Origin of the sequence: Caulobacter sp. AP07 (assembly GCF_000281955.1) — a bacterium.
GTDB lineage: Bacteria > Pseudomonadota > Alphaproteobacteria > Caulobacterales > Caulobacteraceae > Caulobacter.
Map to the genome: position 1 here is coordinate 1 of NZ_AKKF01000154.1, position 23,773 is coordinate 23,773.

General features: G+C 67.7%; 19 protein-coding genes. 3 read left to right on the forward strand and 16 right to left on the reverse strand.

The window, feature by feature from the left end; all coding sequences use genetic code 11:
- Nucleotides 1–127: 127 nt before the first annotated feature.
- Both PMI01_RS12885 and PMI01_RS12890 read left to right on the forward strand, forming a co-directional pair.
- Entirely contained in the window at nt 128–1,270 is a 1,143-nt protein-coding gene (locus PMI01_RS12885; RefSeq protein ID WP_007669092.1) for an aromatic ring-hydroxylating oxygenase subunit alpha, read from the forward strand.
- A 268-nt stretch (nt 1,271–1,538) separates the two neighbouring features.
- The gene (locus tag PMI01_RS12890) at nt 1,539–2,129 is read left to right on the forward strand and encodes a TetR family transcriptional regulator C-terminal domain-containing protein (RefSeq protein WP_007669095.1); all 591 of its coding nucleotides are present in this window, start codon (nt 1,539–1,541) and stop codon (nt 2,127–2,129) included.
- A gap of 110 nt (nt 2,130–2,239) precedes the next feature.
- Here PMI01_RS12890 and PMI01_RS12895 read toward each other — a convergent pair whose 3' ends face one another.
- Both PMI01_RS12895 and PMI01_RS12900 read right to left on the reverse strand, forming a co-directional pair.
- Complete coding sequence (locus PMI01_RS12895) at nt 2,240–2,476, reverse strand: hypothetical protein (protein ID WP_007669099.1); 237 nt, start codon at nt 2,474–2,476, stop codon at nt 2,240–2,242.
- 179 nt (nt 2,477–2,655) lie between these two features.
- Nucleotides 2,656–2,913 carry a hypothetical protein gene (locus PMI01_RS12900; RefSeq protein ID WP_007669102.1) on the reverse strand — a complete coding sequence of 86 codons (258 nt, stop codon included), beginning with the start codon at nt 2,911–2,913 and terminating at the stop codon, nt 2,656–2,658.
- A 143-nt stretch (nt 2,914–3,056) separates the two neighbouring features.
- On the opposite strand from PMI01_RS12900, the gene PMI01_RS12905 reads away from it, so the two are divergent.
- Nucleotides 3,057–3,377, forward strand: a complete 321-nt coding sequence (locus PMI01_RS12905; RefSeq protein ID WP_007669104.1) for a hypothetical protein — start codon at nt 3,057–3,059, stop codon at nt 3,375–3,377.
- 92 nt (nt 3,378–3,469) lie between these two features.
- Here PMI01_RS12905 and PMI01_RS12910 read toward each other — a convergent pair whose 3' ends face one another.
- The 14 genes from PMI01_RS12910 to PMI01_RS12970 form a co-directional block, all read right to left on the reverse strand.
- Nucleotides 3,470–4,813, reverse strand: coding sequence for an amino acid permease (locus PMI01_RS12910; RefSeq protein WP_007669106.1), 1,344 nt, complete (start codon nt 4,811–4,813; stop codon nt 3,470–3,472).
- 160 nt (nt 4,814–4,973) lie between these two features.
- Complete coding sequence (locus tag PMI01_RS12915; protein ID WP_007669109.1) at nt 4,974–7,325, reverse strand: TonB-dependent receptor; 2,352 nt, start codon at nt 7,323–7,325, stop codon at nt 4,974–4,976.
- 128 nt (nt 7,326–7,453) lie between these two features.
- Nucleotides 7,454–9,475: a tetratricopeptide repeat-containing sulfotransferase family protein gene (locus PMI01_RS12920; protein ID WP_007669111.1), complete on the reverse strand. Its 2,022-nt coding sequence runs from the start codon at nt 9,473–9,475 to the stop codon at nt 7,454–7,456.
- A gap of 201 nt (nt 9,476–9,676) precedes the next feature.
- Nucleotides 9,677–10,966 carry an NAD(P)/FAD-dependent oxidoreductase gene (locus tag PMI01_RS12925; protein ID WP_007669113.1) on the reverse strand — a complete coding sequence of 430 codons (1,290 nt, stop codon included), beginning with the start codon at nt 10,964–10,966 and terminating at the stop codon, nt 9,677–9,679.
- Between the two features lie 139 nt (nt 10,967–11,105).
- Nucleotides 11,106–12,506: a glutamine synthetase family protein gene (locus PMI01_RS12930; RefSeq protein ID WP_007669115.1), complete on the reverse strand. Its 1,401-nt coding sequence runs from the start codon at nt 12,504–12,506 to the stop codon at nt 11,106–11,108.
- A gap of 61 nt (nt 12,507–12,567) precedes the next feature.
- The gene (locus PMI01_RS27145; RefSeq protein ID WP_157223771.1) at nt 12,568–13,398 is read right to left on the reverse strand and encodes a hypothetical protein; all 831 of its coding nucleotides are present in this window, start codon (nt 13,396–13,398) and stop codon (nt 12,568–12,570) included.
- Nucleotides 13,399–13,877: 479 nt separating this feature from the next.
- Nucleotides 13,878–15,281 carry an aspartate aminotransferase family protein gene (locus PMI01_RS12935; protein ID WP_007669117.1) on the reverse strand — a complete coding sequence of 468 codons (1,404 nt, stop codon included), beginning with the start codon at nt 15,279–15,281 and terminating at the stop codon, nt 13,878–13,880.
- A gap of 142 nt (nt 15,282–15,423) precedes the next feature.
- The gene (locus PMI01_RS12940) at nt 15,424–16,191 is read right to left on the reverse strand and encodes a gamma-glutamyl-gamma-aminobutyrate hydrolase family protein (protein WP_007669121.1); all 768 of its coding nucleotides are present in this window, start codon (nt 16,189–16,191) and stop codon (nt 15,424–15,426) included.
- A 157-nt stretch (nt 16,192–16,348) separates the two neighbouring features.
- Nucleotides 16,349–17,419 carry an ABC transporter ATP-binding protein gene (locus PMI01_RS12945; RefSeq protein ID WP_369743569.1) on the reverse strand — a complete coding sequence of 357 codons (1,071 nt, stop codon included), beginning with the start codon at nt 17,417–17,419 and terminating at the stop codon, nt 16,349–16,351.
- Nucleotides 17,420–17,650: 231 nt separating this feature from the next.
- Complete coding sequence (locus PMI01_RS12950) at nt 17,651–18,502, reverse strand: ABC transporter permease (protein ID WP_007669123.1); 852 nt, start codon at nt 18,500–18,502, stop codon at nt 17,651–17,653.
- A gap of 115 nt (nt 18,503–18,617) precedes the next feature.
- The gene (locus PMI01_RS12955; protein WP_007669124.1) at nt 18,618–19,505 is read right to left on the reverse strand and encodes an ABC transporter permease; all 888 of its coding nucleotides are present in this window, start codon (nt 19,503–19,505) and stop codon (nt 18,618–18,620) included.
- 143 nt (nt 19,506–19,648) lie between these two features.
- Nucleotides 19,649–20,740 carry an ABC transporter substrate-binding protein gene (locus PMI01_RS12960; RefSeq protein WP_007669125.1) on the reverse strand — a complete coding sequence of 364 codons (1,092 nt, stop codon included), beginning with the start codon at nt 20,738–20,740 and terminating at the stop codon, nt 19,649–19,651.
- A 221-nt stretch (nt 20,741–20,961) separates the two neighbouring features.
- The gene (locus tag PMI01_RS12965; protein ID WP_007669127.1) at nt 20,962–22,338 is read right to left on the reverse strand and encodes a glutamine synthetase family protein; all 1,377 of its coding nucleotides are present in this window, start codon (nt 22,336–22,338) and stop codon (nt 20,962–20,964) included.
- Between the two features lie 43 nt (nt 22,339–22,381).
- Nucleotides 22,382–23,746, reverse strand: a complete 1,365-nt coding sequence (locus tag PMI01_RS12970; protein ID WP_007669128.1) for an aspartate aminotransferase family protein — start codon at nt 23,744–23,746, stop codon at nt 22,382–22,384.
- Between the last annotated feature and the right edge of the window lie 27 nt (nt 23,747–23,773).

The window sequence follows — 23,773 nt, forward strand, 5'->3', positions numbered from 1 at the left end:
CGCCGCCTGTCCGCCCCCATAGGGGGCGGAGCCTAAACGCGCGAACTCCGCCCCCTATGGGGGCGGACAGACCGCGAAGCGGTCAGGTGGGGGCAAGTGTTCACCGGCACGGTGGTGGAGATTTGAGATGGACCTGAACCTCCCCAACCACGACCCCGACGCGAACTGGGGCCTGCCCGGCTGGCTCTACGCCAACGACCGCTTCTTCCGCGAAGAACAGGACAAGGTCCTGCGCCCGTCGTGGCAGATCGTCTGCCACCTCAACGACATCCCGAAACCCGGCGACTTCCACACCTTCGACTTCCTGGGCGAGAGCACCTTCGTGGTGCGCGGCAAGGACGGCGGCGTGCGGGCTTTCGCCAATGTCTGCCGGCACCGGGCCGCGCGGCTGCTGGACGGGCCCAGCGGTCACTGCGCGCGGGTGATCTGCCCCTACCACGCCTGGACCTACGGCCTGGACGGCCAGCTGATCGGCGTGCCGCACCGCGAGACCTATCCGGCCCTGGAGATGGACAAGCAGGGCCTGGCCGGCGTCGAGACCGAGGTCTATCGCGGCTTCGTCTTCGCCCGGCTGGAGGGTGAGGGTCCGTCGGTGGCCGAGATGATGGCCCCCTACGACCACGAGCTGGCGCCCTACCGTTTCGAGGACCTGCAGCCGTTCGGCCGCGTCACCCTGCGGCCGCGCGACGTCAACTGGAAGAACATCAGCGACAACTATTCCGACGGCCTGCACATCCCCGTCGCCCACCCCGGCCTGACCCGGCTGTTCGGCCGCGGCTATGGCGTCGAGGCCGCGCCCTGGGTCGACAAGATGTGGGGCGAGCTGATCGAGGAGCCGTCGCGCAATCCGTCCGAGCGGATGTACCAGGCCGTGCTGCCCGACGTCGAACACCTGCCGCCCGAGCGCAAGCGGCTGTGGACCTATTTCAAGCTATGGCCCAACCAGGCCTTCGACATCTATCCCGACCAGGTGGACTTCATGCAGTTCATCCCGGTCTCGCCCACCCAGACGATGATCCGCGAGATCGCCTACGCCCTGCCCGACGCGCGGCGCGAGATGCAGGCGGCGCGGTATCTGAACTGGCGCATCAACCGCCAGGTCAACGCCGAAGACACCGAGCTGGTGGCCCGGGTGCAGCAGGGCATGGCCTCGCGCAGCTTCACGGCCGGGCCGCTGGCGGAGACCGAGGTTTCGCTCCGGAGTTTCGGCCGCAAGCTCCGGGCCCTGATCCCGCAGGCGCGGCTGCACCGGCCGCCGGAGGGGTGGTGAAGGCGCTCCCTTCAACCTCACAAGCAGCCGTCATCCCCCGACTTGTTCGGGGGACCCAAGCCGAGCCGGCCCCAGCCCTTCTTTCGAGCGCCGCGTGGGTCCCCCGCATAAAGCGGGGGATGACGACCCTATTGAGTTGTCATCCCGGACGAGCGCGCAGCGCGAAGATCCGGGACCGACGCGTGAACTCAGCGCTTCCGGCGGTCCCGGATCTTCGCTTCGCTTCGTCCGGGATGACAGGTTTTGTTGACGCTCTTGGGCGGGAACAGTGACCCGCGCCCCCTTCACCCGCGAGACCGCCGACGTCCGCCGCACCGCCCTGATCAACGCCGCCGGCCGGGTGCTGGCCGCCAAGGGCGTGGCCGGGGCCTCGGTGCGGACGATCTGCGCCGAGGCCGGGGTCAGCGCCGGGCTGCTGCGGCACTATTTCGACGGGGTGGACGCCCTGGTCGCCGAGGCCTATGCGGCGACCGGCGCGAGGATCGACGCGGCCCTGGAGGCGGCGGTCGCGGCGGCGGGCGACGATCCGCGCCGGCGCCTGTCGGCCTATCTGGTCGCCAGCTTCGCGCCGCCGGTGCTGGACCCGCAACTGCTGGCCACCTGGCTGGCCTTCTGGAGCCTGGTCAAGGTCGACCCGGCCATCGCCGCCATCCACCGCCGGACCTATGCCGGCTACCGCGCCCGGCTGGAGGAACTGCTGACCGCCTGCGACGGCGCCGTCGACGCGAGATTGGCGGCGATCGGCCTGACGGCCGTGGTGGATGGATTGTGGCTGGAGCTGTGCCTGGACGCGACGGTGTTCACGCCGGCCGAGGCCGGTGCGATCGCCGAGCGGTTGCTGGCGGGGTATCTGGGGTAAGCCCCCAAACGTCGTCATCCCCCGCTTTATGCGGGGGACCCAAGCGGCGTGTCAGATCGGCCGGCTCGGCTTGGGTCCCCCGAACAAGTCGGGGGATGACGGTTTGAAAATCAGGCTGCGGCCTGGTTGACGATGCTGCGGCCCCACGTCGCCCGGCGGGCTTCGGGCTCGGAGATGTGGACCTTGGCGGTCTTGCCCTGGGTGTGCATGTGCTTGGCCAGCAGTTCGGCCACGGCGGCGGCTTCCGGTTGGCAGGGGTAGGAGCCGATCAGCTCGGGAGCGTCGTTCCAGGTGACGTGCCAGACGCCGGAGACGGGTCGTACGAAATAGTTGTGTTCGTAGGCCATGGGTAAACTCCTCGGACTGGCTAAGCGTCGTTCTTACAGGGCCGACGTGACAGCTGTTTCAATGCTGCACGGCAACATCATGTTGCATTGCACACTGCACGGACCGAGCCAAGAGGACCAATGGTGAATCGGCGAGCAACTTTATGGCGCGCGAAAGCTTCGCCGCGCCGTTTCGCCCGTTAACGCCGCCAGGCCAGCAGCGACACCGCGCCGAGGATCAGGCTGACATAGAAGCCCAAACCCCACATCAGATGCTCGCCCTCGTCGTCGCGAAACCGCGAGTCGAGCAGGCGATCGCCGAGGGGGAGAATCCCGCCGAACCACACGACCATGCGACCGGTTGCGGTGAGGAGGCTGGTGATCATGGCCTGAGGCTGCGCTTCAAAGGTTAAGCTCATCTTTAAGGCGTAGAGACCTTCAAACTCGACCCCGCTCACGAAAACCTTCTCCCAACGGGAGAAGGAGGGGCCCGCGCCGCAGGCGTGGGAGGATGAGGGGTTACGCCCTCAACGGAGCGCCGGCACGCCGTCAGGCGCCGCCCCCTCTCCTCTCCGGAAGAGGGTTCGCTTAGGGTGGCGCCATGACCTTGACCGACGCGCTCCTGCTGCTGGCGTTCCTCATAGCCAACATGGCGTGCGGAGCCGCCGTCCTGTTCCACTATGCCCAGGTGAGTTCGATCGTGGCCCAAAGCCATCCGGAGATCTGGCGGAAAATGCAGGGGTATTCCTTCGCCGCGCGCGACGCCGCGGGACGCTTCTATTGCGGCCTCGCCCCGTTCCGGCTGAAGGACCCGGCGTTGTCACGGGCTCTCGTCAAGGCTTGGATCGCGACGGGCTTCTGGATCACCCTCGTCATCGCCGCCTTCCTGACGGCGGCGGTGCGGGAGGCGGCAAGCCGCTAGCCGTGCCGGCGGCGCGGATCATGGGTTCAAGTCCCGCGAAGCCGTGGATGAGCTGGGGACACACACTCACCCCACGGTCCGTGTGAAATGAGCTAGGCGGTGGGATGAGTGTGTGTCCCCGTCTCGTCCACCGCCCCCCGCCGCCGCGTCAGCCAGTAGAACGGAACCCCGACCGCCAGCAGGCCCACGCCCAGCAGCACCGCCTGGCCGCCCGCCCCGACCAGGGTCCAGACCGCGTAGAGGCCCGCCGCGATGGCGATGACGGTCAGGGCCAGGGTCGGGGCGATCCGCCGGGTCGCCTGCAGCTTCAGCGCCGCCAGGGCGCAGGCCAGGTAGGCGAACAGCGAGGCCGTGGTGGCCACCAGGGCGATGAAGGTGAAGAGGTCGGCCATCGACTTGGCGTAGTTCATCAGCACGATCGCGGTCAGGAAACCGGCCGAGACCAGGTGAGCCCGGGCCGGCGTGCCGCGCGCGGTCTCCTTGCCGAGGAAGGCCGGGAACACCCCGCCCTTGGCCATGGCGTAGGGCATCTCGCCCTGCAGCAGCACCCAGCCGTTCAGGGCCCCGAAGGCGCTGATCGCCGCGAACAGGGCCAGCACCTTGCCGGCGTTGCCGCCCCAATGCAGGCCGACGAAGTCGGCCAGCGGGGCGTTGGAGACCTTCAGAGTGTCGGTCGGCATCAGCAGCACCACCGCCGAACAGACCAGCAGGTAGATCAGGCCGGTGAAGATGGTCCCCACCAGGGTGGCGCGGGGGATGGTGCGGACCGGGTCCTGCACCTTGCCGGCCGGCACGGTGGCTGATTCCAGGCCCAGCAGCGCCCACAGGGTCAGGGTGGCGGCGGCGGTGATCCCGCCCGGGTGGATGTCGGACGCGCGAAACGGGGTCAGGCTGGCGCCGTGGTCGCGGCCGATCACCCAGAAGGCCAGGCCGGCCACCGCGATCAGCGGCAGCAGCTTGAGCACCGTGGTCACCACCTGCACCCCGCCCGCCAGGCGCGCGCCGGCGATGTTGACGGCGACCATGATCCACACCGCCCCCAGGGTGACGGCCAGGTGCAGGCCCGGGACCTTGGCGATGGCCGGGACCAGCACCGACAGGTAGCTGACCGCCCCGGTGGCGATGGCGGCGTTGCCGACCCACAGCGAGATCCAGTAGCTCCACGCCACCATGAACCCGACCAGCGGCCCGAACGCCTCCTGGGTGTAGGCGTAGGGCCCGCCGGCCTTGGGAAAGGCCCGGGCCAGGCCGGCGAACACGAAGGCCAGGCACACCCCGCCGGCGATGGTCACCAGCCAGCCGAACACCGCGTTCCAGCCGTAGGGGGCCAGGGACGCGGGCAGCATGAACACCCCCGAGCCGATCATGTTGCCGACCACCAGGGCCGTGCACATCCAGAAGCCCAGGGCTTTGGGGGTGGGGGCTTGGGGGGTCATCCGATCACACTCTCAGACAGGTCGTCACTTGCCCCCACCTGGCGGCTGCGCCGCCTGTCCGCCCCCATAGGGGGCGGAGTTCGCACGGCCAGGCTCCGCCCCCAATGGGGGCGGACGACCGCGAAGCGGTCCGGTGGGGGCAAGTGACGAAACCGCCGCCCTAGAACTTCTGCCCGAACTTGATCCCCATGAACCGCGGCTGGTTGGGCACCTGATAGACTTGGTTGCCGCAGATCGACTCGTTGCACTCGGCGTAGCGATAGAGGCTGGCGCGCTTGTCGAAGGCGTTCTTGACGAACAGCTCCACGCTCCAGCTGTCGCGATCGACCCCCGTGGTCAGGTCCAGCACGCCATAGGCCTTCTGCCGGCCGATCAACTCGCGCTCGATCAGCCGCAGGTCGGTCCAGCTGCCGGTCTGGTAGACCCCGGCCGCCTGGACGTGGGCCCGGTACTCGCCCCAGTCCCATTCGTAGCGGCTGGTCAGGTTGGCCTTGAACTTCGGGGTGATCGGCAGGACCGAGCCCTTGGGCGCTTCCGGATTGGGGCAGTTGGTGACCTGCTGGCCGTTGACCAGCGTCAGGCAGAAGTTCTGGGTCAGATGGGCGCTGGTATAGGCGGCCGAGCCCGAAACGGTCCAACCGCGCATGACCGCCCAGTTGATGTCGGTCTCAACGCCCTTGACCCGCGCGCTGCCGGCGTTGTGCACCTCGGTCAGGCTGTTGGCGCCCAGCAGGCCGACCTGGAAGTCCTTCCAGTCCTCGATATAGGCCGCGCCGTTCCAGCGCACCCGGTTCTCAAGCCAGGAGGTCTTCCACCCCAGCTCGTAGTTCTTCAGGAAGTCCGCGGTATAGGGCGGGACCGTGCCCCGGCGGTTGATGCCGCCCGGCCGGAAGCCCTCCGAATAGGTGGCGTAGACCAGTTTGTCCGGATCGATCTTGTAGGTCAGGTTGACCTTGGGCGAATTGCCCTTCTCCTTGATGCTCTTGTCCAGGTTCGTACAGGGCGAGTTGGCGACGACCGGCGGGCCGAAGCACTGCTTCTCGCCCGAACTGAACGGGAAATCGATCCCGAAGCCGAAGAAGCCCTTCAGGGTGTTGTGCGCCTTGAAGAAGCGGATGCCACCGGTCAGGGTCAGCTTGTCGGTGATGTCGAACGCCACTTCGCCGAACGCCGCCTGGTCCTCGTCGACGCGCTTCTGCTTGGTCAGCCACACGGTGTGGGGATAGCCCGTCACCGAGAAGTCCGTACCCAGGGCGTCGATCTTGTAGTTCTGGAAGATGTCGTGCTTCTGCTGCTGGTAGAACACGCCGCCGACGAAGCGGACGCGGTTTTCCTGCGGGCTCGAGATGCGAATTTCGTGGCTCTGCTTGGTGTAGCCGTCCCGAGCCTGGATGTACTGCGACGGATCCACCGGATTGCCGGCGTTGTCGGTATAGTACTGCCCGTAGGTGGTCAGGGTGTCGTAGAAGAACGCGTAGTCGTTGTAGTCCGACGAGCTGTCGACCGTGCGCTTCAGGTACGAGCCGGCATAGACCACGTCGAAGTTGCTGATCTTGCCCTCGACGGTCAGGGCCGCCTGACCCCATTTGTCGTTGGAACCTTCGGGATAGTAGTGCGCCACCTTCAGGTCGCCCAGGGAGGGGTCGAAGGCGAACAGGCCGTGGACCTTCTGCTGCTGGCCCATGATCGTGGGGGTGATCACCCAGTTCTCGCCGGCCTCGATGCGCAGGGCCGCCCGCGCGCCATAGGTGTCGACGTCGTTGTAGTCGTTCTTGACCTGGCCGGCGTTGTTGCGGGTCACGCCCGAGGTCGGGAAGGTGCGCGACTGGGGCACGTTGTCGATATAGCCGCCGTCGTGCTCGGCCCAGCCGACCAGGCGCACGGCGACGGTGTCGCTGATCGGCTGGTTGACGAAGCCCTCGACCACATAGCCCGGATCGCCGTGCGCGATGGTGTTGGCCTCGACATCGTAGCCGGCGCTGAAGCCCGCGGTGGTGGGCTTGTTGGTGATGATGCGCACGGTGCCCGCCATCGAGCTGGCGCCGTACAGCGTGCCCTGCGGCCCCGACAGCGCCTCGACCCGGGCGATGTCGTAGATGTGGACGTCCAGCGCGCCCTGGATCGTGGTGATCGGCTGCTCGTCCAGATAGGTGCCGACGGTGGGCAACGGGCCGGAGTGGTTGGCGTTGTCGCCGCTGACCACGCCGCGCATGAACACGCTGGAGAAGCCCGGCGAGGTGGTCTGGATCGACACGCTGGGCAGGAACTTCACATAGTCGTTGAGGCCGGTGATCTGGCGCTCTTCCAGGGTCTTGGTCCCCAGGGCCTGGATGCTGACCGGCACGTCCTGCAGGTTTTCCGACCGCTTCTGGGCGGTGACGACGACTTCCTCCAGGGCGACCGACCCGGTCTGGGCCTGCTGGGCTTGAGCCGCCACCCCCGTGAGCATGGATGAGGCCAGTAGAGCCGTGGTCCACAGGCCACGCCGATTGTTGGGTTTGTTCAACGCCATGTTCGCTCCCCGCGCCGCGTTTAGGAGAACGATGCTCTTCTGCGTCCCGGCGCCCGGCAAGACGCAAAATTCAAAGTCGCGTCAATTACGCCGACTGTTGCAGAAATAGCAGAGCCCTGATCAAGTGATCAAAATTCGGGCGCGGCGGGATAGGCTGACAGGACCGGCCCAAGGGCGGTCTTCAGCGGCTCCAGCCACGGCTCGTAATGCTGCCAATGCTCGACGGCGTCTTTGAAGATCGGCTGGCGGACCTGCTCTGAACTTGCGGTGCGGACGGCGCGGTCGTTCTCGTGGAAATTCAGGCAGGACGCCTCGAACGGCAGGCCGCAATAGTCCAGCAGGGCGCGGATCTCGCGTTCCGGGTCGGCGACCATCGATTCGTAGATCACCCGATGCACCCTGCCAGGCAACACGGCGTCGTAGTGGGCCATCAGCGCCACGTAGTCGGCGTAGTAGCGGCCGATGTCGGCCAGGCCGTAGCTGAAGTTCTGGCCGCGGGCGAAGTGCTGCTTGAAGCCCGAGAAGCAGCAGCCCATCGGATGGCGGCGGGCGTCGATGATCTTGGCGTTGGGCAGGGCCAGGGCGATCAGCCCGATATGGGCGAAATTGTTGGGCATCTTGTCGATGAAGAACGGCCGGCCGGTCTTGCGCTGCACCCGCGTGCGCTCGAGGAACTCTTCGCCCAGGGCCTTGAGATCCTCCGGACTCAGGGTCGCCAGGATCTCGGGATAGGCCGAAGGATCCTTGGTCGTGCCGGCGCCGCCCAGCCGCCGGGCCATCGAGGTGATGTCGGGCAGCTCCATCGTGCCCTCGACCGCCGAATGGCTGGCCAGGATCTGCTCGATCAGGGTGGAGCCCGAACGCGGCAGGCCCAGGATGAACACCGGGTCGGGCGCCGGGCAGCCCTGGCCGGCCCGCGCCGCGAACAGCTCGGCCGTCAGCGTCGCCCGGCTGCGCGCCACGTGCCGGCTGATGGTCTCCGGATCATAGGCGATCTGGGCCCGCCGCAGGGCCGCGCCGCGGTCGTAGTGGGCGAAGGACTCGGCGTAGCGCGCGGCGTCCTCGTGGGCCTTGCCCAGGGCGTAGTGCAGGTGGAAGCGGTCCTCGTCCTCCAGGTCCGCCCGCGCCAGCTGCCCCTCCATCGCCGCCAGGTCGGCGTCGCTGAAGCGGTAGGTTTTCATGTTGGCCAGGCTCCACCAGGCCTCGCCCAGGGCCGGGGCCTGGTCGACGGCCTTGCGGTAGGCGGCCACGCAGTCGACCGAACGGCCGACGGTCTTCAGGGCGTGGCCATAGCTCATCCAGCCCTTGGGCTGCCGCGGATAGCGGGCCAGCACGTCCTCGTAGAGCCCGATGGCCTGGGCGTATTCGCCGATCCGCGCCAGGGCGGCGGCCTTGAGGTTGGCATAGGCGGGGTTGCGCGGCTCGCCGGCCAGCAGTTGGTCCAGATGGACCAGGGCCTCCTCCGAGCGCCCCTGGCGGTAGACCACGGTGGCCAGGTTGTGGCGAGCCGCGGTGAAGCCGGGCGCCAGTTTCAGGCAGCGGACCAGCAGGGCCTCGGCGTCGTCGTGACGACCCAGCCGGGCGACCACCTCGGCCAGCATGCGGATCGCCGCCGGCTCGGCGGGCTTGGCCGCCAGATAGTCGCGCAGGATCTGCTCGGCCGGGCCCAACCTGTTGTCGACCAGGGCCGAGGCCGCGGCCATCAGGGCCGGGTCGTGCACGCCGGCCCGGATGCGCTGGGCCTGGGCCGCCTGGGCGCCGGCCTCGTCGCCGACCAGTTCCAGGCCCTCGGCCAGGCCGCGCCAGGCCTCGGCCAGGGTCGGCTCCAGGGCCACGGCGCGCTTGAAGGCGGCGATGGCGGCCTGGGTGCGGCCGAGCCGGGCCAGGATCAGCCCGTGCTCCAGCTGAACCTCCGGCGCGTTGACCAGGGCCCGGGCCAGCGGATCGACCACCGCCAGCGCCGGCTCCAGCTCGTCCGACAGCCGCAGGGCGGCGGCCAGCATCAGGGTCGCCCCGGCATGGCGCGGCACGGCCTCCAGGATCGCCCGCGCCTGCTCGGCGGCCAGTCGCGGGTCGACGGCCAACAGGCGCTGGGCGTGGGCGAGCGCGGTGGCGAGGCTGCCGGAGGGCTCGGTGGTCTGGGACTGCATGGGCGGTATCGGATGGCGGTCAGGAAGGGATGTCAACGGCGTCTTGTCCTAGGTCCTCCCCCTGTGGGGGAGGCGGTCGCGCAGCGACCGGAGGGGGGAGGGATAGGGCGTTCAATTCCATCCGCGGCCGACACCGCTGGCTCCCCCCACCGACCCTTCGGGTCGCCTCCCCCACAGGGGGAGGACCTGGAACGGGACGCCCTAGATCCGGTCCCTCAGCGCGTACCAGCTCAGCCCCGCCACCGTCAGCGGCCAGCGTAGCAGCCGCCCGCCGGGAAACGACGGGGTCGGCAGGCGCGACAGCAGCGCCACCCCCTCCCCGTCGCCCAGCGCCGCCTCGGCCAGCAGCTTGCCGAAATAGGGCGCCAGCATCACCCCCTGGCCCGAATAGCCGGCGGCGATCCGCACGCCCGGGGCCAGCTGGCGCACGAACGGCGCGCGGTGGACGGTGATGCCCAGGGTCCCGCCCCAGGCATGGGTGACCTTCACGTCCGTCAGTTGCGGATAGACCTTCAGCATGTGCCGCCGCACGAAACCCTTCAGGTCGCGCGGGAAGCCGGGGCTGTAGTTCTCGCCGCCGCCGAAGATCAGCCGGCCGTCCGGGCTCTTGCGGAAATAGTTGATCACGAAGCGGCTGTCGGCGACGGCGGCGTTGCTCCGGATGATCGCCTCGGCCCGTTCGCCCAGCGGCTCCGTCGCCAGGACGAAGTTGTTGATCGGCATCACCCGGGCGCGGGCCGTCCCGCCGACGAGGTCGTCCAGATAGCCGTCGCCGGTCAGGATCAGCTGGTCGCAGATCACCCGGCCCTTCTCGGTCTCCACGACGATCGACCCGCCCTCGCGTCGCCAGGCCGTGGCCCGGCTGCGCTCGTGGATCACCGCCCCAGCCGCCATCGCCGCCCGCGCCAGGCCCAGGGCCAGGTTCAGCGGATGCAGGTGGCCGCCGCCGCGGTCGACCGTGCCGCCGTGATAGACGCCGGTCCCCAGCTCGTCGGCCAGGGCGTCCTCGCCGATCAGCGCCAGCTGGTCGTAGCCGTAGCGCTCGGCCATGAAGGCGATGTGGGCCGCGTCCTCCGCTTCGCCGCCCTTGCGGTGGCGGGCGTGGATCATGCCGGGGGTGAAGTCGCAGGCGATCTGGTGGCTGGCGATCAGGCCCAGCAGGTGGGCGCGGGCCGCCTGGCTCATCCGCCACAGGGCCAGGGCGTCGTCGCGGCCGACGGTCTTCTCCAGCCAGGCCTGGTCGTTGCGCTGGCCGACATGGACCTGGCCGCCGTTGCGCCCCGAGCCGCCGGACCCGACCTGGGCGGCCTCCAGCACCGTCACCGACACGCCCCGGGTCGCCAGCTCCAGCGCCGCGCCGAGGCCGGTGTAGCCGGCGCCGACCACGCAGACGTCGGCGCGGGCGTCCTGTTGCAGACTTGGAAGCGTGGGGAAGGGATTGGCGGTGGCGGCGTACCAGGAGGCGGAGGGGTGGCCGGTGTTGGCGAACACTTACTTGCCCCCACCTGGCGGCTTCGCCGCCTGTCCGCCCCCATAGGGGGCGGAGCCTGAAGCGCGCGAACTCTTCCCCCTATGGGGGAGGAGGGTCGCGGAGCGACCCGGAGGGGGCAAGTGCGCGACCACGCTGGCCTCAAACATTCAGCAACAAAAACTCCCGCTCCCACGGGCTGATGGTCCGCATGAAGGTCTCGTACTCGGCCTGTTTCACCGTGGCGTAGGCGTTGCAGAACGTCGCCCCCAGCAGTTCGACCAGCGGCGTGGCGGCCTCGAACAGGGCCACCGACTCCAGCAGGCTGCGCGGCAGCTCGATGCCCCGGTTGTTGGCGTCGGTGTCGACCGGGGCGGTGGGGGTCAGGTTGTGGACCATGCCCAGATAGCCGGCCGCCAGCACCGCGGCGATCGCCAGGTAGGGATTGGCGTCGGACGACGGGATGCGGTTCTCCAGCCGGCGGTTGGCGGGGTCGGACGGCGGCACCCGCAGGCCGCAGGTGCGGTTGTCGTAGCCCCACTGGGTGTTGACCGGCGCCCCCGAGTCCCGCGCGATCCGGCGGTAGGAGTTCACATACGGCGCCAGGATCGCCATGATCGCCGGCAGGTAGCGCTGCTGGCCGGCGATGAAGGCGTAGAATATCGGGGTGGCGTCGCCGGTCTTCGGGTCCGAGAACAGGTTGTTACCGTCCTCGTCGAGGATCGACTGGTGGATGTGCATGGCGCTGCCGGGCTCGGCGGCCATCGGCTTGGCCATGAAGGTGGCGTAGATCTCGTGCTCCAGCGCCACCTCGCGGATGGTGCGCTTGAACATGAACACCTGGTCGGCCAGCTCCAGCGGCGCCCCGTGGCGCAGGTTGATCTCCATCTGGGCCACGCCGCTCTCGTGGATCAGGGTGTCGATCTCCAGGCCCTGGCGTTCGGAATATTCGTACATGTCCTCGAACAGGGCGTCGAACTCGTTGACCGCCGCGATCGAATAGCCCTGGCGGCCGGTCTCGGGGCGGCCCGAACGGCCGATCGGCGGCTTCAGCGGATAGTCGGGGTCGGTGTTCTTCTCGACCAGGTAGAACTCGATCTCCGGGGCGACGATCGGCTCCCAGCCCTTCTCGCGGAACAGCGCCACCACCCGCCGCAGCACCTGGCGCGGGCTCTCCTCCACCGGCCGGCCGTCGGGGTGGAAGGCGTCGTGGATCACCTGGGCGGTCGGGTCCTGGGCCCAGGGCACCACGGCCAGGGTGGCCAGGTCGGGGGTCAGGAAGATGTCGGTGTCGGACTGCACGGCGTTGACCGCCCCCTCGAACTCGGGGAAGTCGCCGGTGATGGTCTGGTAGAACACCGCCAGCGGCAGGTTCATCGACGGGGCGCCCAGGAACTTGCGCACCGGCATGATCTTGCCCCGCGCCACGCCGGCTAGGTCGGGCACGACGCACTCGATCTCCTCGATGTTCTGGCGGCCGAACCAGTCCTTGGCGTCGTCGAGCGAGGCCACCCCGCGCGTGGTCTTGGGGGCGGGCTTGGATTTCTTTTCTTTGTACTTCATGACACCAAATCAGAAATGGCACAAAAAATGCTGCCGGCGCCCGGAAATATTCGGTCCAGGACTATGCGTCGTCCTGCCTGCTGACCGCATAAACCGCACCACCCGTCACAGACGCGGCGACAGTATATCTTATCGCGACCTTCGCGTGAGCCTCATTCAGGTTTTTCTCAAGCATTCCCGGAAGTGCATCAGCGACATCGCCATAGGTTCCCCCTTCGCTTGACGCCTTACTAACAACCCCTTCCACCTTCGAGACGACGCGAGCCGCCTCGCTCAGAGTAATGGTTTTATCCACCCCCATCGCTTTTCCATTGATAAACTTATTAGAAGAACATGAAACTATAATGCACAATTTTGCACTTTCCGCACAGGCATCTTCTATCTCCTTCAAAGATACCACTTCTCCATCCGGAAGCGTTATATTCCCATGCTCATTATGACCGACTATTACCAATATTTTTTTATCGTTATCTTTGATGTTTGAAATAATATCGGCAGAAGCAGATATTGACTTCTTTGCCATTGAAAGAGATTCGAATTTTCCGACCGCCTTGCCCAGCATTTCCAATTCAGCATCCGATGGGGGGAAGCCATACATGACGCTGAAATCCTGAGCATTTCGCGGAGCAATCAAGATGCAATCGACCTCATTGGCCGTAACAGCATCGGTTGACCAGGACAGATGGTGAAATCCGTCCTGCGCCAAATGCGAACCAAGCGCGTTGTCCATGGCGCCACGCATGCTGGCGCGCGCTGCGGCGTCCTCCTCCAGCACCCCCCTCGCCGCTCCGGCGCCATGCCAAGTATCGTCGGCGACACCTCCAGGAATCCGATGAGAAAACGCCTCGGCAGCCTCACGCGCGATAACTGGCCCCTCATGCACGGGGATCATGAGGCACGCTTTCAGGCCCAGGAGCGGAACCGCCAACAGCGCCCCCAATCCCCAAGACGATCGATTGCCCCCCGCCATATTCGCCCCCTCAACTCAAATAGGTCGTCCACCTCACGCCTTGGGCGCGCTCCTCAGGACCAGACAAGCCCGCCACCGACTTCCTCACAAAGGCGGGAAAAGCCACTCCGATCAAAAGAGCATCCCTTGGGGAATAAGCCCCCTCGCGCCCATACATCCAAAACACAACAAACAAAGAGCATCCAAGCACCATAGCAATGGTTACAGCCCAGTATATTGGGTCAGATATAACCGATCTGTGCTCAGCCTTGGAGAGAACTCTTCTAAGAGAATACCACTGCAAAATTTCCTGCACGGCGGCTCCGGTCATGGCAGAGACCATCATCATTGGAACCGTCATGAAGCCCCCCAGCCGTGCAAAGGAATTAATTTAACCTATTGAGAGTTGAGTCAAATAAAAATTAACTACCCTCGATAGCCTTCAACGCCCGCAGCACCGGCTCGGCCGCGTCCAGCGACTTCCTGATGATCCCCACCAGCTCGTCGATCTGACCGTGGGTGATGATCAGCGGCGGGCAGCAGACGATGCTGTCGCGGATGGCCCGGACCATCAGGCCGTTGGCGATGCACAGGTCGCGCACCACCGGCCCGGCCTCGCCCTCCTTGTCGAGGAAGCGGTGGTTGGTGCCCTTCTCGCGGACGATCTCGACCGCGCCGATCAGGCCCAGCGAGCGGGTCTCGCCGACCAGCGGGTGGTCGTTCAGCGTCGCCAGGGCCTTGGCCAGGTAGGGGCCGGTGTCCTCGCGCGTGCGCTCGACCAGGCCTTCGCGCTCGATGATCTCAAGGTTCTTCAGGGCCACGGCGGCGGCGGTCGGGTGGCCCGAATAGGTGAAGCCGTGGATGAAGTCGCCGCCCTTCTCGCGCATCTCGGCGACGATGAAATCGGCCACGCCCACGGCGCTGATCGGCAGGTAACCGGACGACAGGCCCTTGGCCATGGCGATCATGTCGGGCTTGATCCCGTAGTGCTGGTGGCCGAACCACTGGCCCAGCCGCCCGAAGCCGCAGATCACCTCGTCGCAGACCAGCAGGATGCCGTACTTGCGGCACAGGGCCTCGACCGCCGGCCAATAGCCGTCCGGCGGGATGATCACCCCGCCCGCCCCCTGGACCGGCTCGCCGATGAAGGCGGCGACGTTTTCCGGGCCGACCTCGAGGATCTTGTCCTCGATGGCCTGGACCGCCCGGTCGCGGAAGGCGGCCGGGTCCTCGCCGAAGCCCTCGCCGAACGCGTAGGGCTGCATCACGTGCTCGATGCCGGCGATCGGCAGGTCGCCCTGGGCGTGCATGGGCTTCATGCCGCCCAGCGAGACGCCGGCCACGGTCGAGCCGTGATAGGCGTTCCAGCGGCTGATGAAGACCTTGCGGTTGGGCTGGCCCTTCAGCTTCCAGTAGTGGCGGGCCAGGCGGAAGACTGTGTCATTGGCCTCCGAGCCCGACGAATTGTAGAACACGTGGGTCAGGTGGCCGCCCATCTTCTCGGCGATCTTGGCGGCCAGCTTCACGGGCGGCGGCGTCGCGGTCTTGAAGAAGGTGTTGTAGTAGGGCAGCTCCAGCATCTGGTCGTAGGCGGCCTTGGCCAGGTCCTCGCGACCGTAGCCGACATTGACGCACCATAGCCCGGCCATGCCGTCGAGGATCTGGTGGCCCTCGCCGTCGTGGATGTAGACGCCGTCGGCCCGGGTGATGATCCGGCTGCCGCCCAGCTCCTGCTGCAGCTTGTAGTCGCTCTGGGCCGGCAGGTGGTGGGCCAGGTCCAGGCGCTTGAGTTCGGCGATGTCGTGGTTGCGGATCGGGACGGTCATCGGGGGTGCTCCTGGGTCTTGTTCTTATTCCCGCTCATCCCGGCGAAAGCCGGGACCCAAGCGGTGCTTGTCGTTTCGTCCCGGATGTTCGCCGCCGGCTCGGCCTCAAGTCCCGGCTTTCGCCGGGATGAGCGGATGGGAACTAGGCGGGCGGGCGCAGCCCTTCCCCCCGCAGCGCCCGGCCGAACAGCTGGAAGAAGGCCTGGCTCTGCGGGTTGAGGTCGGTGCGCCATTCGGGGTGCCACTGCACGGCCAGGACCGGCGCGCCGCCTACCGTCGCCGACACCGCCTCGACCACCCCGTCCGGCGCGCGGGCCTCGACGGTCAGGCCGTCGCCCAGGCGGTCGACACCCTGGTAGTGCACGGAATTGACGGTCGCGGCCTCGGCGTTGAAGGCCGTGGCCAGCACGCCGCCAGGGGTCAGGGCCACCTCGTGCAGGTGGTCGAACATGCCGTTGAAATCGACGTCGTCGGGCGCGTGGTGCGCGATCAGGTCGTCGGCCGCCGCCCCGCCTCCCTGACCCATGTCGCGGCGCAGGGTGCCGCCGAACGCGACGTTGATCTCCTGGAAGCCCCGGCAGACTCCGAACACCGGCTTTCCCAGGTCGAGCATCGCCTGGATCAGGTCGGCGGTCATGGTGTCGCGCGCCGCGTCGAACGGGCCGGGGGCGTCGGAGACGTCCTGGCCGTAGAGCGCCGGGTCGAGGTTGGACGGGCTGCCGGTCAGCATCAGGCCGTCGAGGCGGGACGCCACCTCGGAAGCCTGCATCAATTCGGGCATCGACGGGACCAGCAGGGCCGCGGCGTCGGCATAGCGCATGGCGCTGGCGACATAGCGGTTCATCACCGCCTGGGCCGGCTCGATCCCGACGGTGCGGGTGCAGCAGATGATGCCGGCGACGGGTCTCATTTCCGTTCGCCCTTACTCTCCGTTGTCATCCCGGAAAGCGCGCAGCGCTTGTCCGGGACCCAGGTGAACCGCACCGCCTTCGCCCAGTCCCCTGGGGCCCGGACAGCCTCTGCGAGGCTTCCGGGATGACAACCGTGGGAGGGGCGGAAGGAAGGGTTCACGACAGCAACACCGCCGGCGAGCAGGCGTGCCAGCCCAGCCACACCGCCTCGCCCAGCTTGAAGTCCTCCTGGTCCCAGCGGGTCAGGTTCGAGCGCGTCACCTTCACCCGGCGACCACCCTTGATCTCGACGTCGTAGACGCTCTCGCTGCCCAGATAGGCCTCCAGCTTGATCACCCCGGCCACGGCGTTCGTGCCCATCGGCGCGTCGCCCATATTGGGCGGCGGCGAGCCTTCGGGGCGCTTGTGCAGCTCGATCTTCTCGGGCCGCAGCGCCGCCCAGACCGTGCCGCCGCGCGCGCCGGTGACCCCGTGGTCGAGGAAGATGTCGCAGTCCACGTCCGGCGACCGGACCACCGCGTGGCTGGGCTCGTCGACAGCCAGCACGCCCTCGAACAGGTTCACGCTGCCGATGAAGTCGGCCACGAACCGGCTGTTGGGGAACTCATAGAGGTCGCTGGGCCCGGCCACCTGCTGCAGCAGGCCGCGGTTCATCACCGCGCAGCGGCTGGCCAGCGCCAGCGCCTCGTCCTGGTCGTGGGTGACCATGATGAAGGTGATGCCGACCTTCTCCTGCAGGGTGCACAGCTCGGTGCGCATCTGGTCGCGCAGCTTGGCGTCCAGGGCCGACAGCGGCTCGTCCAAAAGCAAGACGCGCGGCCGCTTGACCAGGGCCCGGGCCAGGGCGACGCGCTGGCGCTGGCCGCCCGACAGTTGGTCGGGCTTGCGGCCGCCCAGGCCGGTCAGCTGGACGAGGTCCAACGCCTCCTCGACCCGGCGGTCGCACTCGGCCCGCGAGACGCGATCGACCCGCAGGCCGTAGGCGACGTTGTCGGCCACGCTCATGTGCGGGAACACGGCGTAGGACTGGAACACCATGTTGACCGGCCGCTTGTTGGGCGGCACCTGGCTGACGTCCTGGCCATCGATCAGGATGCGGCCCTCGGTGGGCGTCTCGAACCCGGCCAGCATCCGCAGCAGGGTGGTCTTGCCGCAGCCCGACGGGCCCAGCAGCGAGAAGAACTCGCCCTCCTGGATGGTCAGCGAGACGTTGTCGACGGCCACCATCTTGCCGAAGCGCTTGGTGACGTTCTCGAAGGTGATGATGGGTTGGTTGGTTTCAGCGCTCACCCGATTGCCCCCGAGCTGGATCCAAAAAGTCCGTCATCCCCCGCTTTATGCGGGGGACCCAAGCCGAGCCGGCCCCAGCCTCGTCTTGCAGCGCCGCTTGGGTCCCCCGAACAAGTCGGGGGATGACGGCGGTGGGGGCGCGGGATGAGCGCGGAGTTTGTGGAGCGCTCATGCCTTGTCCCCATGCCCGGCCACGCCGGCCGGGTCGCCCTGCAGCTTCAGCGCCACCGCCGTCAGCAGCACGGTCAGCACGATCAGGATGGTCGAGGCGGCGTTGACCTCGGGCGTCACCGAGAACCGCACCATCGAATAGACCTTCACCGGGAAGGTCACTGTGTCTGGCCCCGCGGTGAAGAAGGTGATGACAAAGTCGTCCAGGCTCAGCGTGAAGGCCAGCAGCGCGCCCGCCACCAGCGACGGCGCCATGTGCGGCAGGATCACGTCCTTGATCGTCCGCCACTCGCCGGCCCCCAGGTCGCGGGCCGCCTCCTCCATCTCTCGGTTGAAGCTGGCCATCCGGGCCCGCACCACCACCGCCACGAACGGGAACGAGAACGACACGTGGGCGATGGTGATGGCCCCCAGGTTCAGCGGCCACGGCAGGCCCACCGGCCACGGCAGCACCTTGGCGAAGAACACCAGCATGGCCACGCCCATGCAGATCTCGGGCACCACGATCGGCAGGGCCAGGGCCCCGTCCAGCGCCGTCTTGCCGGGGAACCGGAAGCGCCACAGGGCCAGGGCGACCATCGCCCCGAGCACGACGCTGAGCACGGTGCACAGGGCGGCGATGGTCAGCGAGTTGGCGAAGGCCTCGATCAGGCTGTCGTTGTTGAGAGCCTTCTCGTAATATTTGAGGGTGAAGCCCTTCCAGACGATGTTGCGCCGGCTGTCGTTGAAGCTGAAGGCCATCAGGGCGATCAGCGGCGCGTAGAGGAACACCCCGACCGCCGCCAGCCAGGCCTGCATCTGCCAGCGGCGGAGGTATTCGAGCGGGCCGGGGGGGGATTTCTTGGTCATCGGACAGCCCCGAGGATGAGTTGGGGACACACACTCACGGCACGGTCGGCGCCAATATCGGCAAGGACTTGGGGGTGAGTGTGTGTCCCCGCCCATCGCACGGCTTCGAGAAGGCTCATCCCCGTCCCTCCTTCTTCCGTCCCACCACCGCCTGCACCGCGATCGCCACGAAGGTCAGGTACATCAGCAGGAACGACAGGGCCGCGCCGAACGGCCAGTCGTTGGCGCGCTTGAACTGGCGCTCGATGACGTTGGCGATCATCTGGCTGTCGGGGCCGCCCAGCAGGTCGGGGGTCAGGTAGGCGCCCAGGGCCGGGATGAAGGTGATCAGCACGCCCGAGGCGATGCCCGGCAGAGCCAGGGGCACCACCACCTTGAACAGGGTGCGCATGTGGCCGGCCCCCAGGTCGAGGCTGGCCTCCAGCAGCGACTTGTCCAGCCGGTCCAGCGCCGAATAGAGCGGCAGCACCATGAACGGCAGGTGGACATAGACCAGGCCGACGACCACCGCGAAATTGGTGTGCATCATCTCCACCGGCTGGAACGGGGCCAGGGGCGCGACCTTGTCGGCGATCCCCCCCAGCCACTCCAGGCCCTTGTTGATGTAGCCCTCGTCCCGCAGCACGGCGATCAGGGCGTAGGTGCGGATCAAGAGGTTGGTCCAGAACGGCAGCATGATCAGCAGCAGCAGCCAGGCCTTGGCTTTCTGCGAGGCGAAGGTGATCGCCAGGGCGACCGGGAAGCCGATCACCAGGCACAGGCCGGTGGTCAGGGCCGCCACCCCGGCCGACTTCAGGAAGATCTTCAGGTACAGCGGCTCGATCGCCCGGGCGTAGTTCTTGAACGTGCCGGTGATGGCGATCTGGGTCAGGCCCTCGTTGTGACCGAAGCTGTAGGCCCAGACGATGGCCATCGGCACGAGGAAGAACAGCACCAGCCACACCAGCGGCGCGCCCAGCGCCGCGGCGAAGACGCTCTTGGCCTGTTTCCAGCTCTGCTCCATGCGCCTTGCTCCCCTTCCTCGTTCCTCCCCCTGTGGGGGAGGCGGCCCGAATGGGCCGGTGGGGGGAGCAGACCCACCTCGGCCAACTCCCCCCTCCGTCGCCTTCGGCGACACCTCCCCCAGAGGGGGAGGACCTAAAGCCCCTAAGCCGCCCGCACCCGGGTGATCACCTCTTCGTACAGGCTGGCCTTCTCGGCCCCCTCGAACGCCCCGTACTCGCACTTGCTCATGATGTCGGCGGCCGGGAAGATCACCGGGTTGTCGCGATAGGACGCCGGCATCAGCGCCTTGGCCGCCGCGTTGGGGGTCGGGTAGAGGATGGTCTTGGAGATCTCGGCCCCGGCCTGGGCGTCCAGCAGGTAGTTGATGAACTTGTGGGCGTTGTCCGGACGCGGCGCGCCCTTGGGGATGCACAGGGTGTCGGAGTTGATCAGCGACCCTTCCTTGGGGACCACGAAGCCGAGGTCCGGGTCGTCCTTCATCACCTGAGCGATGTCGCCGTTATATTCCAGCACCAGGTCGACGTCGCCGGCCACCAGCATGTCCTGGCCGTTGTCGTCGTGGAACGCCTTCACATAGGGCTTCTGCTTGATCAGCATCCGCTCGATCTCCTTGACCAGCTCGGGCGGGATGTTGTTGACGCTGTGGCCCTTGTACTTGGCGGACAGGCGGATCAGGTCGGCGCTTTCCGACAGCAGGGCGATGCGGCCCTTGTACTGGTCGCTGTCGAACAGCCACTTCCAGCTGTCGGGCACGCCGTTCACCTTGCTCTTGCGATAGCCGATGCCCAGCACCAGCCAAGTGTAGGGCATCGAGAACCTGCGGCCCGGGTCGTAGGCCGGATCGAGGAAGGTGGGGTCGATGTTCTTGATGTTGGGGATCTTGGAATGGTCCAGGGCCTCCAGCATGCCCGCCTGGCCCATGCGGGTGACGAACTCGTTGGACGGCACCACCACGTCGTAGCCGGCGTTGCCCGCCTTCAGCTTGGCGAACAGCTCGTCGTTGGTGGCGAACAGGCTCATATTGACGTCGACGCCCGAGGCCTTCTTGAAGTCGCCCAGGGTGGTCTCGCCGATATAGGTGTCCCAGTTGTAGAAGTTCAGCTTGGCTTCCTCGCCGCCGGCGGCCGGAGCCTTGGGCTTCTCGCCGCAGGCGGTGAAGCTGATGCCGATGGCCGCGGCGCCCATGGCCGTCAGCAGCGAGCGGCGTGTGCCGAGAATGCGATTGGTGCTCATGGCCCTGGTGTCTCCCCTTGAATTCGTCTGGTGACGGATAAATCAGAACTCCCCTCCCCTTGATGGGGAGGGGTCGGGGGTGAGGGTGACTACGGCGGTGGCGGCGACCTCGGCCGCGCCACATCCGGAACCTCCTTCACCCCCATCCCCGGCCCTTGCCCCCATCAAGGGGGAAGGGAGATCATCCTTGCAACTCAAGCTCCCTACTCGCCACGCAACCCTCAGGCGTTGCGCAGATACCAGTCATAATCCAGCTGCGTGACCACCTCGGCGAAGCGCGCCTGCTCGGTGCGTTTCACCGAGACGAACATCTCCACGAACCGGTCGCCCAGATAGTCGCGCAGCACCGTGCAGCCCTCGAACAGGTTCACCGCCGCGTACCAGTCGGTGGGCAGACGGATCTTCTCCTGGGCGGCGGCCGCGTAGCCGTCGCCGACCACCGCCGGGCCTGGGTCGATCCGGTTGGTGATGCCGTGGTGGGCGCAGGCCAGCAGCACGGCCAGCACCAGGTACGGATTGCCGTCGGCTCCGGCCACGCGGTGCTCGACATGCCGGGTCGGCGGCGGGCCGGCCGGCACGCGCAGGCTGACCGTGCGGTTGTTGACGCCCCAGGTCGGGGCGACCGGCGCGTAACTGTTGGCCTTGAAGCGGCGGTAGCTGTTGGCGTTGGGCGCCAGTATGGCCATGCACTCGGCCATCAGCGCCTTCATGCCGCCGATCGCGTGGCGCAGCAGGTCGGAGCCTTCCGGATCGTCGCTGGCGCACAGGTTGTTCCCGGCCCCGTCGTTGAAGCTGACATGGACGTGGAAGCCGTTGCCGGCCTTGTCGGCCCACGGCTTGGCCATGAACGTCGCCTCGCTTCCATGTCGCAAAGCGACGCCTTTGGCGGCCCGCTTGTAGCGCAGGGCGTCGTCGGCGCAGGCCAGGGCGTCGGGCTTGTGCTTGAGGGTCAGCTCGACCTGGCTGGGGGCAAACTCCGAGATCGCCCCTTCCAGCGGCACGCCCAGCACGTCGCAGGTGTCCCACAGCTCGCGCAGGAACGGGGCGATGGCCTCCAGCTCGGGCAGGCCATAGACCTCGATGCCCTGCGGCCGGCGGCCGGTCAGGGCCGATTTCGGCGGCTGCAGCTCACCGTTCGGGCCGCGCTCGGTGTCGACCAGGTAGTATTCCAGCTCGCAGGCCGCGACCGGCGTCAGGCCGTCGGCGGCGAAGCGGTCCAGCACCCGCTTCAGCACATGGCGGGGGTCGAGGTCGTTGGGCGCCCCGTCCAGCTCGTACAGCGACAGCATCACCTGGCACATGTCCGGACCCAGCCACGGGGCCAGGGTCAGCGTGCCCGGCACCGGCCGGGCGCGACGGTCGGCGTCGCCGTCCTCCCAGACCAGGCCGGTCTCCTCGCAGTCGGCCCCAAGCGTGTCGACCACCAGGATCGAGCCCGGCAGGAAGCGGCCATAGTCGTAGATCGCCTGCAGTTCGTGGACGCGCAACCGCTTGCCGCGCGGCACGCCGGTCATGGAGGTGAAGAACACCTCGACGTACTTCACGCCAGGGTTGGCGGCGAGGAAGTCGCGGCATTCCTGGGGATCAGCGACGCTCATGAACCCTCTCCCGGAGGGGAGAGGGTATCGCGCGACGTCATCATCAATTCAGCCCCTCCAGCGCCCCGGCGAACCCGTCCACCGCCGCGACCAGACGGTCGATGGCGGCGTCCTCGGTGACCGGCGACACCAGCATCATGGTGTGGAAGGGCGCGATCAGCACCCCACGGTTGATCAGCCACAGATGAAGCGCGGACAGCAGGTCGGGGTCCAGCGCCTCGCGCATCGCGGCGGCGTTTTTCGGTGGAGGATCGGCCAGGACCAGCTCGACCCGGGCCCCGACATGGACCACCGACCAGGCCAGGCCCCGGGCGGCGATCACCGCGCGCAGGCCCGCCACCAGCCGCTCGGCCCCGGCCAGCATCCGGTCATAGGCCGTATCGGTCATCACTTCGGACAGCATGGCGCGCATGGCGGCCAGGGCCAGGGCGTTGCCCGAAAGCGTGGTGCCGATCCCCGACTGTCCCAGCCCGACCTGGGCGGCGGCGCGGTCCATGCGTTCGGACAGTTCGGTGGTCACGCCCCAGACGGCGGCCGGCACGCCGCCGGCGATGGCCTTGCCGACCACGAAGATGTCCGGCTCCAGGCCGTGGGCCCGCGTGTAGCCGCCGGGGCCGGTGGAGATCGTGTGGGTCTCGTCGATGACCAGTAGGGTCGCGCTCTTGCGCGTTAAGGCGCGCAGGGCGTGGTGGAAGCCAGGGTCCGGCAGGATCATCCCGCAATTGGTCATCACCGGCTCGGCCAGCACGGCGGCGACGTCGCCGGGGGCGAGCGCCGCTTCGAGCGCCGCCAGGTCGTTGAACGGCACGACGCGGGTGGTGGCGGTCAGGTCGTGGACCTGGCCCAGCAGGCCCGGCTTCATCGCCGGTTGGCCGTTCTTCAGCACCACGAAGGCGTCGTCGACCATGCCGTGGTAGCCGCCGTCGAACACCAGGATCACGGGACGTCCGGTCACCGCCCGCGCCCAGCGGATGGCGGCCCGGTTGGCGTCGCTGGCCGTGGTCGCCGCCTGCCACAGCGGCAGGCCGAACCGCTGCGCCAGCAGCCGGCCGACGATCACCGCCGCGGCGGTGGGCAGCATGAAACCGGTCCCGCGCATCGCCTGGTCGGCGACGGCCCGGGCCACGGCGGGCTCGCCATGGCCGAACATCGCCGGCGTGTCGGCCAGGCAGAAGTCGTCGTACAGCTTGCCATCGACGTCGGTGATCTGGGCCCCGACGCCCTGGGCCGCGAAGACCGGACAGGGGCTGGCCCAGTCGGTCATCCAGTGCATCGGCGCCCCGCCGCGCCAGACCTCGGCCGACTGCCGCGACATGGCGATGGAGCGCGGGTGCTCGGCGGTGAAGCGCGCGGCTTCGGCGTGGAGCAGGTCGGAGAGGGTGGGCATGGCGGCGGGTTGGGGATTCATGGCGGAGATCCTCCGCCAAGACCGCCC

Bases quoted from the DNA above. Each gene is read 5' to 3' on its own strand.
- PMI01_RS12885 (WP_007669092.1), top strand. From the start codon at position 128: ATGGACCTGAACCTCCCCAACCACGACCCCGACGCGAACTGGGGCCTG.
- PMI01_RS12895 (WP_007669099.1), bottom strand. From the start codon at position 2,476: ATGGCCTACGAACACAACTATTTCGTACGACCCGTCTCCGGCGTCTGG.
- PMI01_RS12905 (WP_007669104.1), top strand. From the start codon at position 3,057: ATGACCTTGACCGACGCGCTCCTGCTGCTGGCGTTCCTCATAGCCAAC.
- PMI01_RS12910 (WP_007669106.1), bottom strand. From the start codon at position 4,813: ATGACCCCCCAAGCCCCCACCCCCAAAGCCCTGGGCTTCTGGATGTGC.
- PMI01_RS12915 (WP_007669109.1), bottom strand. From the start codon at position 7,325: ATGGCGTTGAACAAACCCAACAATCGGCGTGGCCTGTGGACCACGGCT.
- PMI01_RS12920 (WP_007669111.1), bottom strand. From the start codon at position 9,475: ATGCAGTCCCAGACCACCGAGCCCTCCGGCAGCCTCGCCACCGCGCTC.
- PMI01_RS12930 (WP_007669115.1), bottom strand. From the start codon at position 12,506: ATGAAGTACAAAGAAAAGAAATCCAAGCCCGCCCCCAAGACCACGCGC.
- PMI01_RS27145 (WP_157223771.1), bottom strand. From the start codon at position 13,398: ATGATCCCCGTGCATGAGGGGCCAGTTATCGCGCGTGAGGCTGCCGAG.
- PMI01_RS12935 (WP_007669117.1), bottom strand. From the start codon at position 15,281: ATGACCGTCCCGATCCGCAACCACGACATCGCCGAACTCAAGCGCCTG.
- PMI01_RS12940 (WP_007669121.1), bottom strand. From the start codon at position 16,191: ATGAGACCCGTCGCCGGCATCATCTGCTGCACCCGCACCGTCGGGATC.
- PMI01_RS12945 (WP_369743569.1), bottom strand. From the start codon at position 17,419: ATGGTGGCCGTCGACAACGTCTCGCTGACCATCCAGGAGGGCGAGTTC.
- PMI01_RS12950 (WP_007669123.1), bottom strand. From the start codon at position 18,502: ATGACCAAGAAATCCCCCCCCGGCCCGCTCGAATACCTCCGCCGCTGG.
- PMI01_RS12955 (WP_007669124.1), bottom strand. From the start codon at position 19,505: ATGGAGCAGAGCTGGAAACAGGCCAAGAGCGTCTTCGCCGCGGCGCTG.
- PMI01_RS12960 (WP_007669125.1), bottom strand. From the start codon at position 20,740: ATGAGCACCAATCGCATTCTCGGCACACGCCGCTCGCTGCTGACGGCC.
- PMI01_RS12965 (WP_007669127.1), bottom strand. From the start codon at position 22,338: ATGAGCGTCGCTGATCCCCAGGAATGCCGCGACTTCCTCGCCGCCAAC.
- PMI01_RS12970 (WP_007669128.1), bottom strand. From the start codon at position 23,746: ATGAATCCCCAACCCGCCGCCATGCCCACCCTCTCCGACCTGCTCCAC.